This is a genomic window from Streptomyces sp. AK02-01A, assembly GCF_033795305.1.
Lineage (GTDB): Bacteria > Actinomycetota > Actinomycetes > Streptomycetales > Streptomycetaceae > Streptomyces.
In genome coordinates this window covers 320,186-335,990 of record NZ_JARBAE010000001.1, presented here as the reverse complement: position 1 = coordinate 335,990, position 15,805 = coordinate 320,186, and the positions used below count along the sequence as shown (strand labels likewise).

Annotated in this window: 12 protein-coding genes; 6 read left to right on the top strand and 6 right to left on the bottom strand. The window is 70.4% G+C overall.

The genetic code is table 11. The features are described from left to right. Positions 1-26 precede the first annotated feature (26 nt). Together PV679_RS01415 and PV679_RS01410 are read right to left on the bottom strand one after the other, a co-directional pair. The gene (locus tag PV679_RS01415) at positions 27-374 is read right to left on the bottom strand and encodes a type II toxin-antitoxin system PemK/MazF family toxin (RefSeq protein WP_319678313.1); all 348 of its coding nucleotides are present in this window, start codon (positions 372-374) and stop codon (positions 27-29) included. Further along, complete coding sequence (locus tag PV679_RS01410) at positions 361-588, bottom strand: ribbon-helix-helix domain-containing protein (protein ID WP_319678311.1); 228 nt, start codon at positions 586-588, stop codon at positions 361-363. The genes PV679_RS01415 and PV679_RS01410 overlap by 14 nt, the downstream gene beginning before the upstream one ends. Before the next feature lie 118 nt (positions 589-706). On the opposite strand from PV679_RS01410, the gene pepN reads away from it, so the two are divergent. After that, entirely contained in the window at positions 707-3,283 is a 2,577-nt protein-coding gene (pepN, locus tag PV679_RS01405) for an aminopeptidase N (RefSeq protein WP_319678310.1), read from the top strand. A gap of 136 nt (positions 3,284-3,419) precedes the next feature. Here pepN and PV679_RS01400 read toward each other — a convergent pair whose 3' ends face one another. From PV679_RS01400 to PV679_RS01390, 3 genes are read right to left on the bottom strand one after another with little or no spacing between them, the layout of a single operon-like run. Beyond that, positions 3,420-3,650, bottom strand: a complete 231-nt coding sequence (locus PV679_RS01400; RefSeq protein ID WP_319678309.1) for a hypothetical protein — start codon at positions 3,648-3,650, stop codon at positions 3,420-3,422. A 20-nt stretch (positions 3,651-3,670) separates the two neighbouring features. Beyond that, complete coding sequence (malQ, locus tag PV679_RS01395; RefSeq protein WP_319678308.1) at positions 3,671-5,818, bottom strand: 4-alpha-glucanotransferase; 2,148 nt, start codon at positions 5,816-5,818, stop codon at positions 3,671-3,673. Continuing rightward, positions 5,819-6,052 (bottom strand): hypothetical protein, encoded by a 234-nt coding sequence (locus PV679_RS01390; protein WP_319678307.1) that lies wholly within the window; start codon positions 6,050-6,052, stop codon positions 5,819-5,821. Positions 6,053-6,326: 274 nt separating this feature from the next. Between PV679_RS01390 and PV679_RS01385 the strand changes: the two genes are divergently transcribed. Continuing rightward, positions 6,327-9,332: a beta-N-acetylglucosaminidase domain-containing protein gene (locus tag PV679_RS01385; RefSeq protein WP_319678507.1), complete on the top strand. Its 3,006-nt coding sequence runs from the start codon at positions 6,327-6,329 to the stop codon at positions 9,330-9,332. Between the two features lie 91 nt (positions 9,333-9,423). Here the strand turns inward: PV679_RS01385 and PV679_RS01380 are convergent, their stop codons facing one another. Beyond that, a complete protein-coding gene (locus PV679_RS01380; RefSeq protein WP_319678306.1) occupies positions 9,424-9,960 on the bottom strand; it encodes an HNH endonuclease in 537 nt (178 codons plus the stop codon). Positions 9,961-10,237: 277 nt separating this feature from the next. Between PV679_RS01380 and PV679_RS01375 the strand changes: the two genes are divergently transcribed. From PV679_RS01375 to PV679_RS01360, 4 genes are all read left to right on the top strand, one after another. After that, entirely contained in the window at positions 10,238-11,299 is a 1,062-nt protein-coding gene (locus PV679_RS01375) for a mechanosensitive ion channel family protein (RefSeq protein ID WP_319678305.1), read from the top strand. Between the two features lie 803 nt (positions 11,300-12,102). Further along, complete coding sequence (locus tag PV679_RS01370; RefSeq protein ID WP_319678304.1) at positions 12,103-13,326, top strand: ROK family transcriptional regulator; 1,224 nt, start codon at positions 12,103-12,105, stop codon at positions 13,324-13,326. Positions 13,327-13,496: 170 nt separating this feature from the next. Next, positions 13,497-14,831: an ABC transporter substrate-binding protein gene (locus tag PV679_RS01365; RefSeq protein WP_319678303.1), complete on the top strand. Its 1,335-nt coding sequence runs from the start codon at positions 13,497-13,499 to the stop codon at positions 14,829-14,831. 19 nt (positions 14,832-14,850) lie between these two features. Continuing rightward, on the top strand, positions 14,851-15,804 hold the full coding sequence (locus tag PV679_RS01360) for a sugar ABC transporter permease (RefSeq protein WP_319678302.1): 954 nt from the start codon (positions 14,851-14,853) through the stop codon (positions 15,802-15,804). Position 15,805 lies beyond the last annotated feature (1 nt).

Here is a 15,805-nt window from a genome sequence, read left to right as displayed (position 1 = left end):
CCCGTCCTCTTTTCCTGTTCACCTGCTCACAGCGCCAGATGCCGCCGCAGGGCCACGTCGAGTTCGGTCATCCGCTGCCGTGGCACCACTCCGATGCGTTGCAGCACCCGGTCCGGCGACACCGCGCGGACCTGCTCGCACTGCGCCTTGGAGTCCTTGGCGAGCCGGCACTCGTCCGCCGGCAGCGCGACCTGGAAGGGAAAGACCCGGGATGTGTTCGAGGTGACAGGGACGACGGTCAGCACGCCTCTGCCGCTCCGCTCGACCGTGCGGTTGGCCGCGTCGTTGGAGACGATCACGGCGGGCCGCGCCTTGTTCGCCTCGCTCCCGCGCACCGGCTCGAAGTCGATCAGATAGATGTCACCTCTGCGCATCGAGTCCGTCTCCCGCGGCCCGCTCCCAGAGCGCCGCGTCCTCGCTCGTGTGCCACTCCTCGAACGCCGCCGCGTAGTCCGTCTCCAGTTGCGAGGCACGCAGCAGCTCGATCGCGGCGTGTATCACCGCGGACCGGGATTCCGCTTCGGAGGCGGCCGCGTACTGATCGACGAAGGCGACATCCTCCTGCGGCAGACTCACACTGATCTTCATACCCACAATGCTACCCGGGTAGGAATCGGAGTGCTACCCGGTGCGATATTGCGTCCTCCTGTGGGAGACCGACGTGGAAGGATGACCAGAAACGTCACATACCGAGGAGATGACCCGGGTGCCTGGCACAAATCTGACCCGCGAAGAGGCGCAGCGGCGTGCACGCCTTCTCACCGTGGACTCGTACGAGATCGACCTCGATCTCAGCGGCGCGCAGGAGGGCGGTACCTACCGGTCCGCGACCACGGTGCGCTTCGAGAGCGCGGAGGCCGGGGCGGAGACCTTCATCGATCTGGTGGCTCCCGCCGTCCACGAGGTCGTGCTGAACGGCTCGCCGCTGGACGCCGCCGCCGTCTTCCAGGACTCGCGGATCGCGCTGGCCGGGCTGCACCAGGGCCCGAACGAGCTGACGGTCGTCGCCGAGTGCGCGTACACCAACACCGGTGAGGGTCTGCACCGCTTCGTCGATCCGGTCGACGAACAGGCTTATCTGTACACCCAGTTCGAGGTGCCGGACGCGCGGCGCGTCTTCGCGTCCTTCGAGCAGCCGGACCTGAAGGCGACCTTCCAGTTCACCGTGAAGGCTCCCGACGGCTGGACCGTCATCTCCAACTCGCCGACACCGGAGCCGAAGGACAATGTCTGGAGCTTCGAGCCGACGCCGCGCATCTCGTCGTACATCACCGCGCTGATCGCCGGTCCGTACCACTCGGTGCACAGCTCCTACGAGAAGGACGGGCAGTCCGTGCCGCTGGGCATCTACTGCCGTCCCTCGCTCGCCGAGTATCTGGACTCGGACGCGATCTTCGAGGTCACCCGGCTGGGCTTCGACTGGTTCCAGGAGAAGTTCGACTACGCCTATCCGTTCGCCAAGTACGACCAGCTCTTCGTGCCGGAGTTCAACGCGGGCGCGATGGAGAACGCCGGCGCGGTGACCCTTCGCGACCAGTACGTCTTCCGCTCCAAGGTGACGGACGCGGCGTACGAGACGCGGGCCGAGACGATCCTGCACGAGCTGGCCCACATGTGGTTCGGCGACCTGGTCACCATGGAGTGGTGGAACGACCTCTGGCTGAACGAGTCGTTCGCCACGTACACCTCGATCGCCTGCCTGGCCGACGCGGCGGGCTCGCGGTGGCCGCACTCCTGGACGACGTTCGCCAACTCCATGAAGACCTGGGCGTACCGGCAGGACCAGCTTCCGTCGACGCACCCGATCATGGCCGATATCCGTGACCTCGACGACGTACTGGTCAACTTCGACGGCATCACCTACGCCAAGGGCGCGTCCGTACTGAAGCAGCTTGTCGCCTATGTCGGAAAGGACGAGTTCTTCCGCGGCGTGCAGGCGTATTTCAAGGCGCACGCGTTCGGCAACACCCGGCTGTCCGATCTGCTGGGCGCGCTGGAGGAGACCTCCGGACGCGATCTGAAGACCTGGTCGAAGGCGTGGCTGGAGACGGCGGGCATCAATATCCTGCGCCCGGAGATCGAGCTGGACGAGTCGGGCCATGTGACGTCGTTCGCCGTGCGGCAGGAGGCTCCGGCGCTGCCCGCCGGTGCGAAGGGCACGCCGGTGCTCCGTCCGCACCGGATCGCGATCGGCTGCTACGACCTCGACGAGAACGGCAAGCTGGTCCGTACGAGCCGGATCGAGCTGGACGTGGACGGGCAGCTCACCGAGGTGCCGTTCCCGGAGAACACTCCGCGTCCCGCGGTCGTCCTGCTCAACGACGACGACCTGTCGTACGCGAAGGTCCGTCTGGACGAGGAGTCGCTGCGGGTCGTCACCGAGCATCTCGGAGACTTCACGGAGTCGCTGCCGCGCGCGCTGTGCTGGGCGTCGGCCTGGGACATGGTGCGGGACGGCGAGCTGGCGACCCGTGACTATCTGGAGCTGGTGCTGTCCGGCATCGCCAAGGAGTCGGACATCGGCGTCGTGCAGTCGCTGCACCGCCAGGTGAAGCTGGCGCTCGATCTGTACGCGGCGCCGGAGTGGCGCGAGACCGGACTGACCCGGTGGACGGACGCCACGCTGGCGCATCTCCGGGCGGCCGAGCCGGCCGGAGATCACCAGCTCGCGTGGGCGCGGGCGTTCGCCACGACGGCGCGCACGCCGCAGCAGCTCGACCTGTTGCAGGGACTGCTGGACGGCACGGAGTCGGTCGAGGGCCTGGCCGTCGACACCGAGCTGCGCTGGGCCTTCGTCCACCGGCTCGCCGCGATCGGTCTGCACGACGAGGAGGAGATCGCGGCGGAGTACGAGCGGGACAAGACGGCGGCGGGCGAGCGCCACGCGGCCTCGGCCCGCGCGGCGCGTCCCTCGGCGGAGGCCAAGACGGAGGCATGGGCGTCCGTGGTGGAGAGCGACAAGCTGCCGAACGCCCTGCAGAAGGCGGTGATCGACGGCTTCGTCCAGACCGACCAGCGTGAGCTGCTCGCTCCGTACACGGAGAAGTACTTCGCGGCGGTGGGCGACGTCTGGGAGTCGCGCTCGCACGAGATGGCCCAGCAGATCGTGGTCGGGCTCTATCCGTCGCTCCAGGTCTCGCCGGAGACGCTGGAGGCGACGGACGCGTGGCTGGCCTCGGCAGGACCGAACGCGGCGCTGCGGCGGCTGATCTCCGAGGCGCGCTCCGGTGTTGAGCGGGCGCTGAAGGCGCAGGCGGCGGACGCGGCGTCAGCGAGCGTATAGCCGCGGCGCCGGGAAGGAGCGGGTCACGGGCCCGCTCCTTCCGTCAGCCCTGCCGCTTGCCGGGCGGGCCGGAGCCGGACGCACAGAAGCGCCGCGCGGCATCGCATGTGCCGTGCGGCGCCTCCGGAAGGCGAAGTCAGACCTGCTTGCGGGACTTGTCGAGCGCGATCACCAGACCGGCGATGATCCCGAAGAGCACCAGCGGCGCCGCCACATACAGACCGAGGGTCTCGGCCACACTCAGGCCCGGACCCGGGTCGTCGCCGTCGTCACGGGTGAGCGCGAGCGCCGGAGACGTCATGAGCAGCATCATCAGCGTCGTACCGGCCGCCAGGGCGCCGGCGCGCAGAGCGTTCTTCTTGTCCACGGTACAAACGTAGCGAACGCCTAGGCGGGCCGCGCGCGCGGGGGTGCCGTCGGCGGTCTCAGCACATCCATCAGCGCGTGCAGCCTGGGCGAAGCGGCCAGTTGCTCCAGGCTCATCGGCCGGCCCTCGGCGTCCGCGACCGGCAGCCGCCAGTTGGGATACTGGTCCCAGGTGCCCGGCAGGTTCTGCGGTCTGCGGTCACCGACCGCGTCGGGCAGCCAGACACCGACCATGCGCGCCGGAGTACGCAGCAGAAAGCGGTAGACCGCGCGGATCTCCTCCTCCTCGCCGCCGCCGGGCAGCAGGCCCAGACGGGCGAGACAGTCGAGCCATTCGGCGACCTCCCGCTGCTCCTCGGCCTGTTCCCGCTCCAGCGGATGAGTGAGCAGGCCGAGCCGGTGGCGCAGTTCCACATGCTCACCGGTGAGTCTGGCGGCGGTGGACGGCAGATCGTGGGTGGTGGCGGTGGCCACACAGCCCTCGCGCCAGCTCTCCGGAGGCAGCGGCCGGCCCGTACCGGCCCAGTCGCGCTCGAACCAGAGCACGGACGTGCCGAGCACTCCGCGCCGTTCCAGCGCCTCGCGCACACCGGGCTCGACGGTGCCCAGGTCCTCTCCTATGACGACCGCGCCCGCGCGGTGCGCCTCCAGGGCCAGTACGGCGAGCATCGCCTCGGCGTCGTATCGGACATACGTGCCACGGGTGGGTTCCTGTCCCTCGGGCACCCACCAGAGCCGGAACAGCCCCATCACATGATCGATCCGCAGTGCTCCCGCGTTGCGCAGCAACCCCTTGAGCAGGCCGCGGTACGGAGCGAAACCTGACGCGGCCAGCACATCGGGACGCCACGGCGGCAGGCCCCAGTCCTGGCCGAGCGCGTTGAAGGCGTCCGGCGGGGCGCCGACCGACATGCCGGCGGCGAAGGTGTCCTGCTGCGCCCAGGCGTCCGCGCCGTCGGGATGGACTCCGACGGCGAGGTCATGGACGATCCCGACGGCCATCCCGCTGTCCTCGGCCGCCCGCGAGGCGGCGGCCAGTTGTCCGTCCGTCAGCCAGGCGAGCCGGCAGTGGAAGTCGATCCGGTCGAGCAGTTCACGGCGAGCCGCGGCCGTCTCGTCGGAACGCGGATCGCGCAGCCCGTCCGGCCAGTCGCGCCAGCGCGGGCCGTGCACCTCGGCGAGCGCGTACCAGGTGGCGTGGTCCTCCAGGGCCTGGCCCTGCGCGGCCAGGAAGTCGCAGTACTCGACCCGGCGGCCGGGCCCGAGCGGGACTCCGGCCAGGATGTCGAGCGCGGCGCGCTTGAGCTCCCACACGGCGTCGCGGTCGATCAGCGCGCCCTTGTCGAGGACGGACTCCCGCAGAGCGGCGGCCTGTTCCACGAGCGCGTCGAGCCGTGCGCGGTCGGGGCCGAGGACATACGCGTACTCGGGCACGGCCTCGATCCTGAGATGGACCGGGTCCGGGAAGCGGCGCGAGGAGGGCCGGTACGGCGAGGGGTCGGTCGGAGTGCCGGGCACCGCGGCGTGCAGCGGGTTGATCTGGACGAAGCCGGCGCCGAGGGCCCGGCCCGACCAGGTGGCCAGCTCGGCGAGGTCTCCGAGGTCGCCCATGCCCCAGGAGCGGCTGGAGAGCAGCGAGTAGAGCTGCACCAGAAAGCCGTGGGTGCGGGCGGGCGGAGCGGGCAGCCGGCCGGGCGCGACGACGAGCGTGCTGAGGACGGTACGGCCGTCGGGAGCGCGGGCCTCCAGACGGTGCACGCCCAGCGGCAGCAGTGTCCAGGTGGAGACGGCGGAGGCCGGCCGGTCCGAGCGCCCGGCGGCCACCGCCGCCGCGGCGGATCCGGCGGCCGGCAGGTCCAGCGACTCGCCCTGTTCCGTCGCCAGCCGGAGCGTCGTACCGGTCGGGAGCGCGGCCAGTGCGGACGGCAGCTCGGCGGCCTCGTCGTGCCGGGCGCTCCACAGCACCAGCGTCGGAGGCAGCAGGCGGCTCGCCGCGGCGGACTCGGCGCGGCTCAGCGCCTCGTCCACCGATGCGGCGGTGGACGCGTCGACGCCCAGCGCGGCGAGCACCGAGACGACCGTGTCGTCGGGAACGAGGACGGTGACGTCCGGCGAGGGCGAGTACGAGGTGGCGACACCGTGCGACTCGGCGAGCCTGGCCAGGCTCATTCAGACTCCAGGGGACTCCGTGCCGCCGGCCGTGCCGGGCGCGGTCGGCTCACTGGTCAGCGGGGCGGTGTCGGCGAGCGGTGGCTCGCTGGTGAGAGGGGCGGCGTCGGCGAGCGGCGGCTCACTGGTCAAGGGCCCGCCACCGGCCTCGGCGAGCGGCGGCTCGCTGGTCAGCGGGGCGGGCTCCGTCTGTTTGGAGAGTGCGGAGAAGAGAAGCTGTGCCGATGCGGCCATGGCGGCGCCTCCAATGGACGGGAAACAGGACACAGCAGCCCTACCCAGCGGGCACGGCCGCAGACGCGTACTTCCAGTAAACGTGTGTCGAGTCACGATCCATTTCCCGTAAGGGAGTTGAGGTTACTACCTATCACAACGGTCAAATGCGACACAACGGCCACGCACGTTGACACGTTCACCACGGAGTGGTGGGCTCATGCCGCTCGGTGAGCGCTCGTTGAGGACGCTCGCGGGACTCCGGCGGGACCAGGAAGCACGAGGGGAGCAAGGCGTGCAGCTCGGGCGCAGAAAAGGGACCGCGACCGCCGTCATGGTCGCCGTGATCGGCGGACTTCTGGGCACCGCTCCCGGCGCGTCGGCCGCGCCCGGCGACTCCGGGACTCCGGCGGCCAGCACGCCCGACCGGGAGGACGAGACGGCGGTGCCCGCGGTCTGGCCGAGGCCGCAGACGATCCGCGCGACCGGCGGCGCGGTGCCGCTCGGGGACGAGGTGACCGTCGTCACGGGCGCGAGCGCCGACGCGTACGCGGTGCGGGAGCTCACCGCGCTGCTGCGCGAGGCCGGTGTGCGTACGGTGCGCGAGGTGTCGTCCGCCGCTCTCGCCGGGACCGCGCCTTCCGGCACCGGACCCGTCGTGCTGGCCGGTGGCACCGGCGCGCAGGACGCGCTGCGCGCCCTCGGCGCACCTCAACGCGCCGATCTTCCGGTCGGCGGCTACCGGATCGCGGTCGGCACCGTGGCCGGCCGGGACACCGTCGCACTGGACGGCGTCGGCGACGACGGCCTCTTCCACGCCGCGCAGACACTGCGCCAGCTCGTCGTACTCCGGGACCGCACGGCGGACCGGCCCGCCGTGCCCGGAGTGCTCGTACGCGACTGGCCGGGCACGGCCGTGCGCGGCACGACGGAGGGCTTCTACGGCCGGCCCTGGGACCAGCAGGACCGGCTCTCGCAGCTCGACTTCATGGGACGCACCAAGCAGAACCGCTATCTGTACGCGCCCGGCGACGACCCGTTCCGGCAGGCACGCTGGCGCGATCCGTATCCCGCCGCGCAGCGGGCCGGCTTCCGCGAGCTGGCCGAGCGCGCGCGCCGCAATCATGTGACGCTCGCCTGGGCCGTGGCTCCCGCGCAGGCCATGTGCATGGCCTCGGACAAGGACCTCAGGGACCTCACGCGCAAGATCGACGCGATGTGGGCGCTGGGTGTGCGCGCCGTCCAGCTCCAGTTCCAGGACGTCAGCTACAGCGAGTGGCACTGCCGGCTCGACGAGGAGACCTTCGGTTCCGGTCCCGAAGCGGCCGCGAAGGCACAGGCCCGGGTGGCGAACGCGGTGGCGGCCCATCTCGCGGACCGGCACGCCGGCGCCGAACCGCTGACGGTGATGCCCACCGAGTACTACCAGGACGGTGTGACGGACTACCGCGAGGCCCTCGCCGACGCGCTCGACCAGCGTGTACAGGTGGCGTGGACGGGCGTCGGCGTCGTACCGCGCACGATCACGGGCCGGGAGCTGGCCGGCGCGCGCGCCGCCTTCGGCCACCCGCTGGTCACCATGGACAACTATCCGGTCAACGACTACGAGCAGAGCCGGATCTTCCTCGGCCCGTACACCGGCCGGGAACCGGCGGTCGCCGCCGGTTCCGTGGCACTGCTCGCCAATGCGATGGAGCAGCCGTCCGCGTCCCGTATCCCGCTGTTCACGGCGGCCGACTACGCCTGGAATCCGCGTGGCTACCGGCCGCGGGAGTCCTGGCAGGCGGCCATCGACGATCTCGCGGGCAAGGACACCGGGGCCCGCGAGGCGCTGCGCGCGCTCGCCGGCAATGACGCGTCGTCCATCCTCGACGCGTCGGAGTCCGCGTATCTGAAGCCGCTGTTCGAGGACTTCTGGCGGTCCCGTTCGACCACGGACGCGCGGGCCCGAAGCGCGGCGGCGAGCAGGCTCAGGGCCGCCTTCACGGTGATGCGGGAGGCGCCGCGGCGGCTCGCCGGGACCGCCGGCGGCCGTCTCGACGACGAGGTGCGGCCGTGGCTCGACCAGCTCGCGCGCTACGGCGAGGCGGGCGAGCTGGCGGTCGACATGCTGCGGGCCCAGGAGCGCGGCGACGGAGCGGCGGCGTGGCAGGCCTCGCTGGATCTGGAGCCGCTGCGCGAGGCCACCGGCGCGAGCCGGGTCACGGTCGGCGAGGGAACGCTGGCTCCCTTCATCGACCGGGCCGTCAGGGAGAGCGCGGCCTGGAACGGCACGGACCGCGTCAACGGCGAGGCCGTCACCAAGGGCGCGCGGACGTACACCGTGAACCTGGCCCGGGCCCGTCCCGTCGAGGCCGTGAACACGATGACCGAGCCCGGCACCGGCGCCGGCTCGGTGGTCGAGGCCCATGTTCCCGGCGAGGGCTGGCGCACGCTGGGCCCGCTCTCGATGAGCGGCTGGACCGAGTCGGACGCGAAGGGCCTGCTCCTCGACGCGGTACGGGTCGTCTGGCCGGAGACGGGACACGGGGCCGGTGTGGTGGGACCGGGCGGCGCCGCGCCGTCCGTACGCCATGTCGTGCCGTGGTTCGCCGACGAGCCGAAGGCCCGCCTCGATCTGCTGCGCGACGAGGCGAACGCCCAGATCGGCGGAGAGCCGCAGCGGGTCCAGGCACGGCTGGCCGCGCAGCGTCCCGGCGAGGTGCGCGGCACGCTGACCGCGAAGGCGCCGTCCGGCATCCGGGTGACGGTGCCCAGGCAGACCACGCTGCCGCGCGGCGCTCGCACGGATGTTCCCGTCGAGGTCAGTGTTCCCGCCGGTACACCGGCCGGGACATACGAGGTGCCGCTCGCCTTCGGCGGCGAGGAACGCACGCTGACCGTACGGGCGTCGCCGCGCACCGGCGGTCCCGATCTGGCCCGTACGGGCGTCGCGGCCTCCTCCGGCGACGAGACCCCGGACTTCCCGGCGGCGGCGGCGACCGACGGCGATCCGGCCAGCCGCTGGTCCTCGCCCGTCGAGGACGGCGCCTGGTGGCAGCTTGAGCTGGCGCGGCCCGCGCGGATCGGCCAGGTGGTGCTGAACTGGCAGGAGGCGTACGCGAGCCGCTACCGCATCCAGGTCTCGGCCGACGGCCGCACCTGGCGGACGGCCGCCACGGTCGACGAGGGCAGGGGCGGGCGCGAGACGATCGGGATGGACGCGAAGGACGCCCGTTTCATCCGGGTCCAGGGCGATGCGCGCGCCACGCGGTACGGTTATTCGCTGTTCTCGGTCGAGGTCTACGCCGTCGCGGAGTGAGACGCCGGACGGAGGGTGCGGGCACGACGGCGCACCCTCCGGCCCCGGCCTGCCCGGCCGGGACCCCGGAGGACGACAAAGGCCCGGATCCTCAGGCGGAAATGCCGTCGATCCGAGCCATCGCGTCCTCCGCGCCGTACGGTTGGAGATACGGCAGCCAGCGCGGGTCCCGGTGTCCGGTCCCGATGATCCGCCAGGCCAGCCCGGAGGGCGGGGCCGGCTGGTGGTTCAGCCGCCATCCCAGCTCCCGGAGATGCCGGTCGGCCTTGACGTGGTTGCAGCGGCGACAGGCCGCCACCACGTTCTCCCACGCGTGCTGCCCGCCACGGCTGCGCGGAATGACGTGGTCGACGCTGGTCGCGACGCCACCGCAGTACATACAGCGACCACCGTCGCGGGCGAAGAGCGCGCGGCGGGTCAGCGGAACGGGCCCCCGGTAAGGGACCCGCACGAAGCGCTTCAGCCGTACGACGCTGGGTGCTGGAATGACACGGGTGGCGCTGTGCATGAAGGCGCCGGATTCCTCGAGGCTGGTGGCCTTGTTCTCCAGGACGAGGACGAGCGCGCGGCGGAGCGGTACGACGCCGAGCGGCTCGTACGACGCGTTGAGGACCAGGACATGCGGCACGGATGCCTCCTATTACGCCGGCGGCGCGTGGCTCGCGCCGGGACGATCTGCTCCAGTCTCTCCTCATGCCTGGTCGAAACGCCACCACGTCCAGGTAACGGGCTCGGAGTGTTTTCGACCACACAGCGCGCTTCCCTGGTTTCAGGCCGGTTTCCGGGGCCCGTACGGCCGCCCGGGGAACACGTGAGGAGTGTCTCTCGCCGGAACGGAGCACCGGAACGCGCGCACTGCCCCGTTAGTGTGGTTGGTCCGCTCCCGATGCCTGGAGGTCTCCGCCGTGTCCTGGTCCGACCCGCCGGCCGCAGCCCCGCCGTCCGGCCCCGTCACGCTCGACGAAGCGGCGAGCCGGGCGAACGACGCCGCGAGCTGGGTGGAGGAGAACTGGTCCACCTGGCTCAGCGTCGGCCTGCGCATGGTGCTGATCCTGGTGATCGCGCTCGTCCTGCGCCATGTGCTCCGCCGCGCTCTGACCAAGCTCATAGAGCGGATGAACCGCAGTGTCCAGGCGGTGGAGGGCACCGCGCTCGGCGGTCTGCTGGTCAACGCCGAGCGGCGCCGGCAGCGGTCGGAGGCCATCGGCTCCGTACTCCGTTCGGTTACTTCTTTCCTGATCCTCGGCACGGCGGCGCTGATGATCCTCGGCGCGCTGAACATCAATCTGGCGCCACTGCTGGCCTCGGCGGGCGTCGCGGGTGTGGCACTGGGCTTCGGCGCGCGCAATCTCGTCACCGACTTCCTGTCCGGCGTCTTCATGATCCTGGAGGACCAGTACGGCGTCGGTGACAGCATCGACGCGGGCGTGGCCTCCGGCGAGGTGATAGAGGTCGGCCTGCGGGTGACGAAGCTGCGCGGCGACAACGGCGAGATCTGGTACGTACGCAATGGCGAGGTGAAGCGGATCGGCAACCTCAGCCAGGGCTGGGCCACGGCGGGTGTCGATGTGATGGTGCGGCCGACGGAGGACCTGGAAAGGATCCGTACGGTGATCACACAGGTCGCCGAGAAACTGGCCAAGGACGACCCCTGGAACGAGCGTCTGTGGGGCCCGGTCGAGGTGCTCGGCCTGGACGCCGTGCTGCTGGACTCGATGACCGTACGGGTCTCGGCGAAGACAATGCCGGGCCAGGCGCTGGGCGTGGAGCGCGAGCTGCGCTGGCGGATCAAGCGCGCCTTCGACGAGGCGGGCATCCGGATCGTCGGCGGCATCCCGCCGGTGCCGGACGAACAGCCCGCCGCCGATCCGACGGCCGGAGTGTCGGCCCCGTCGGCGCTGGCGAACCCGACGTCCCCGCAGTCGCAGACGGCGTCGCCGCTGGGCCCGCAGAACACCTCGAAGTGAGGGCTCGACGTGACGCCTCGACGTGACGAGGTGATGGGACGAGGCGCGGCCTGACGGGGTGGCGTGGCCTGCGTGGCCCGACAAGGTGACGTGGCCGGCGTGGCCGGCGAAGTGGAAACCCGACCACATGTCAGCAACCGGACGTCAACTGACTACGCCAGCGCCCTGATGCGGCCCGGAGTGGTTCGCCGCGTTCAATCCATTGCCTCGCTCGCCCGGTTCTCCTACTCCCTGAGCCAGGAACGCCGCCTCGGCCTTGGGCCGGCGCTCCAGCAACCAGCAGACCTCGATCATGACCGGACTGGGCAGCAGGCGGCGACCGGTGAGCGACATCAGTAGCGAGGCGCACTCGGTGTGCCGGCGCGGTCGCCGGTGTTCAGGGCTGCTGCGAGGGGGCTGATGTCAACGTCCGACGCCGCCTTCAACACCAAGCCATCGATGCCATGGACAACGCCCTCCGCGATGGCACCGACCCTGACGACCCGCCACCCAGCGTGACGCCCGTCCGCCGACGGTGGCACACGCCGTGTCCTGCGTGGTCCACGCCTGGGTGAGCCGCGCGCGCGTCACAGGTGAGGCACTACCGCTCGGTGACGGTGTTCGAACGGTCCCGCGTGACGTCCTCGTTTCCGGAGTACACCCACCGCACCCCCGCAGGTAACGCTTTGGTTGCCGCGAGGTGTGGCGCGTCCGAAGGTATTGACGGCCTCCTGACGCCCGGCCTACTTTCCTCGCACCCGAATAGGAAACTTTCCTAACAGTGTGTCGGGAGAGCGAGCAGCCGAGAGGCAGGTGGCCACGTCATGACCGGAGCGAACGGTTCCAGCACTCCGTCACCGGGGACACCGCGCGTGCTGCGGGCCATGAACGACCGGGCCGCACTCGATCTGCTGCTGGCCCACGGACCGCTGTCCCGGACGCGGATAGGGAAGCTGACGGGCCTCTCGAAGCCGACCGCCTCGCAACTGCTGGCCCGGCTGGAGGCGGCCGGACTGGTCGTCGCCACCGGCACCACCAAGGGCCGGCCGGGGCCCAACGCGCAGCTCTACGCGGTCAACGCACACGCCGCCTACGCCGCCGGGCTCGATGTGAACCCGCAGCGGATCCTCGCCGCCGTGGCCGATGTCACCGGGGCCACCGTCGGAGAGTTCGAGCTGCGCACGCCGGGCCGGCGCGCCAAGAGTGTCGTACAACAGGTTTCGGACGCCCTGGACGGGGCTGTGAAGGCCGCCGGGCTGACGCGCCCCGATGTGCGCCGGCTGGTGATCGGTACGCCCGGCGCGTTCACGCCGTCCACCGGCCGCCTGCGGTACGCCTCGCATCTCCCCGGCTGGCACTCCCCCACCCTGCTCGACGAACTGGCCGCCGCGCTGCCGATGCCCGTCGAGTACGAGAACGACGTGAATCTGGCGGCGGTCGCCGAGCAGCGGCTCGGAGCGGCCCGAGGGCACGAGGACTTCGTCCTCCTGTGGAACCAGGAAGGTCTCGGCGCCGCGCTCTTCATCGGCGGGCGGCTGCACCGGGGCTTCACCGGCGGCGCCGGCGAGGTCGGCTTTCTGCCGGTCCCCGGGACTCCGCTGGTACGCCAGGTGGTGAAGGCCAACAGCGGCGGCTTCCAGGAGCTGGCGGGCGCGCAGTCCGTGCCCCGGCTCGCCAGATCGCTGGGCATCGAGACCGCCGAGCAGCCGTACGCCGAGGTGGCGGCCGAGCTGCTGGCCCGGGCCGCCGCCGGGCACGCGGAGGACGACCGGCTGGCCGAGCTGCTGCGGCTGTTCGCCCAGCGCGTCGCCACCGGTCTCGCCTCGGTGACCGCCGTACTCGACCCCGAACTGATCGTCCTCGCGGGCGGAGTGACCACCGCCGGCGGCGAGCCGCTCCGCGCGCTCGTCCAGGCGGAGCTCGCCGAGCTCGCCGCGGCCAGTCCCCGACTCCTCATCGGCGAGGTGCGACGGCATGCCGTCCTGCGAGGCGCTCTGGAGAGCGCACTCGCCACCACCCGCGACGAGGTCTTCGACACCTCCCGCTGACCCGCCCCGCCCGTCACCTCGGATCAGACCGCCTCGTACCGCCATCCGCCATAGGCCCAGCACCGCCGTACCCGTACACCAACACAACAGACACACCGGCACACAGACGCACCAGACCCGCCGCGCCCGCCTTCCCGAACCCACACCGACCCAAGCCCCGGGAGAATCGCATGCTCAGAAACCGCCGTCTGACCGCCTCCGCCGTAGCGGTCGCCGCGATATCCGTCCTCGCCACCTCGTGTACCGGCCAGTCCGGCAGCGCCGCGTCCGACGACCCGAACGCGAAGACCACCATCACGTTCTGGCACGGCTGGAGCGCCCCGGCCGAGGTGAAGGCGATCCAGGACAACATCGACCGGTTCGAGAAGAGCCACCCGAACATCAAGGTGAACGTCGTCTCCAACATCAACGACGACAAGCTCAACCAGGCGCTGCGCGCGGGCGGTTCGAAGGGTCCGGACGTCGTCTCCTCCTTCACCACGTCCAGCGTGGGCAAGTTCTGCTCGTCCGGCGCCTTCGCCGATCTGAAGCCGTTCATCGAGAAGTCGAAGCTGGACCTGGAGAAGACCTTCCCGAAGGTGCTGCTGGAGTACACGCAGTTCGAAGGCAAGCGCTGCGCGCTGCCGCTGCTCAGCGACGCGTACGGGCTGTACTACAACAAGGACGCCTTCAAGAAGGCCGGCATCACGGCGCCGCCGAAGACCATGTCGGAGCTGGCCGAGGACGCCAAGAAGCTGACGAAGACCAAGGGCGACAGCTATGAGCAGGTCGGCTTCATGCCGACCTACCACGGTTACGAGACGGTCGTCGACCACTACATGTCGAGCTGGGACCACACGTACTTCGACCAGGACGGCAAGTCCAACGTCGCCAAGGACCCGGCCTTCGCCAAGATGTTCACCTTCCAGAAGAAGCTGGTCGACGACCTCGGCGGATACGAGAAGCTGGAGAGGTTCCGCTCCACCTTCGGTGACGAGTGGGGTGCCAAGCATCCGTTCCAGACCGGTCAGGTCGCGATGCAGCTCGACGGTGAGTGGCGGCTCGGGATGGCCGAGGACGCCAAGGTGCCGTTCGAGATCGGAGTCGCGCCGATGCCCGTCGCCGACGACGAAGCCGACAGCTACGGCAAGGGCTTCCTCTCCGGCACGATCATGGGAATCGCGCCGCAGAGCACCAAGCAGAACGCGGCGTGGGAGCTGGTGAAGTACATGACCACCGACACCGAGGCGGTCGTCCAGTTCGCCAACGGCATCCGCAATGTGCCGTCCACCTTCGACGCGCTGAAGTCGCCGGACCTGAAGTTCGACCCGCGCTTCAAGACGTTCCTGGACATCGCGCAGAACCCGAAGTCGAACACGCCGCCCGCCGCCGTCAACGGCTCGGCGTACCAGCTCACGCTCCAGGACTTCGGCTACCAGTACGAGAAGGGCGCCGTGAAGGATCTCCAGGCCGGTCTGGAGAAGACCGCCCAGCAGATCGACCGTGACATCGAGCAGGCCAAGTAGCGGGCCGGGACACCACCCGATGTCCACGTATCCGGAAGGAAACGCGCTCCGCGCGAAGCGCCGCAGGTCGGCGCTGCGCACGGCGGCGTTCATGTCGCCCTGGTTGATCGGCTTCAGCGTCTTCTTCGCTTATCCGCTGCTCTCGACCGTCTACTTCTCGTTCATGAAGTACGACGGCTTCAACACCCCGGTCTGGAACGGCCTCGGGAACTGGTCGTATGTCTTCAGCGACTATCCGATGTTCTGGCCCTCGCTGCGCAACACCCTCTGGCTCGTCGTCATCATGGTGGCCTGCCGGGTGCTGTTCGGCCTGGGCATCGGCCTGCTGATCACCAAGATCAAGACCGGTACCGGGATCTTCCGCACTCTCTTCTATCTGCCGTATCTGGCGCCGCCGGTCGCCGCGACGCTCGCCTTCGTCTTCCTGCTCAATCCCGGTACGGGACCGGTCAACACGATCCTCGGAGAGCTGGGACTGCCGGCACCCGGCTGGTTCAACGACCCGTCCTGGTCCAAGCCGGCCCTCACCGTGCTGGCCGTCTGGGGCATCGGCGACCTGATGGTGATCTTCATGGCCGCGCTGCTCGACGTACCGAAGGAGCAGTACGAGGCGGCGGAGCTGGACGGCGCGTCGGCCTGGCAGCGCTTCCGCTTCGTGACGCTGCCGAACATCTCGCCGATCGTGATGTTCGCGGTGGTCACCGGCGTGATCTCGGCGATGCAGTACTACGCGCAGCCGCTGGTCGCCGGCAAGGTCGCCTCCGGAATCATCGGCGGCTCCGGCCAGCAGTTCGAGCCCGGCTATCCGGACAAGTCCACGCTCACCCTGCCGCAGCTCGTCTACAACCTCGGCTTCCAGCGCTTCGACTACGGCTCCGCCTGCGTCGTCGCCCTGGTGCTGTTCGTGCTGGCCATGGCCTTCACCGCGCTGCTGATGCGGCGGCGCGGCGGCCTGATCGGAGCGGGTGACTGAT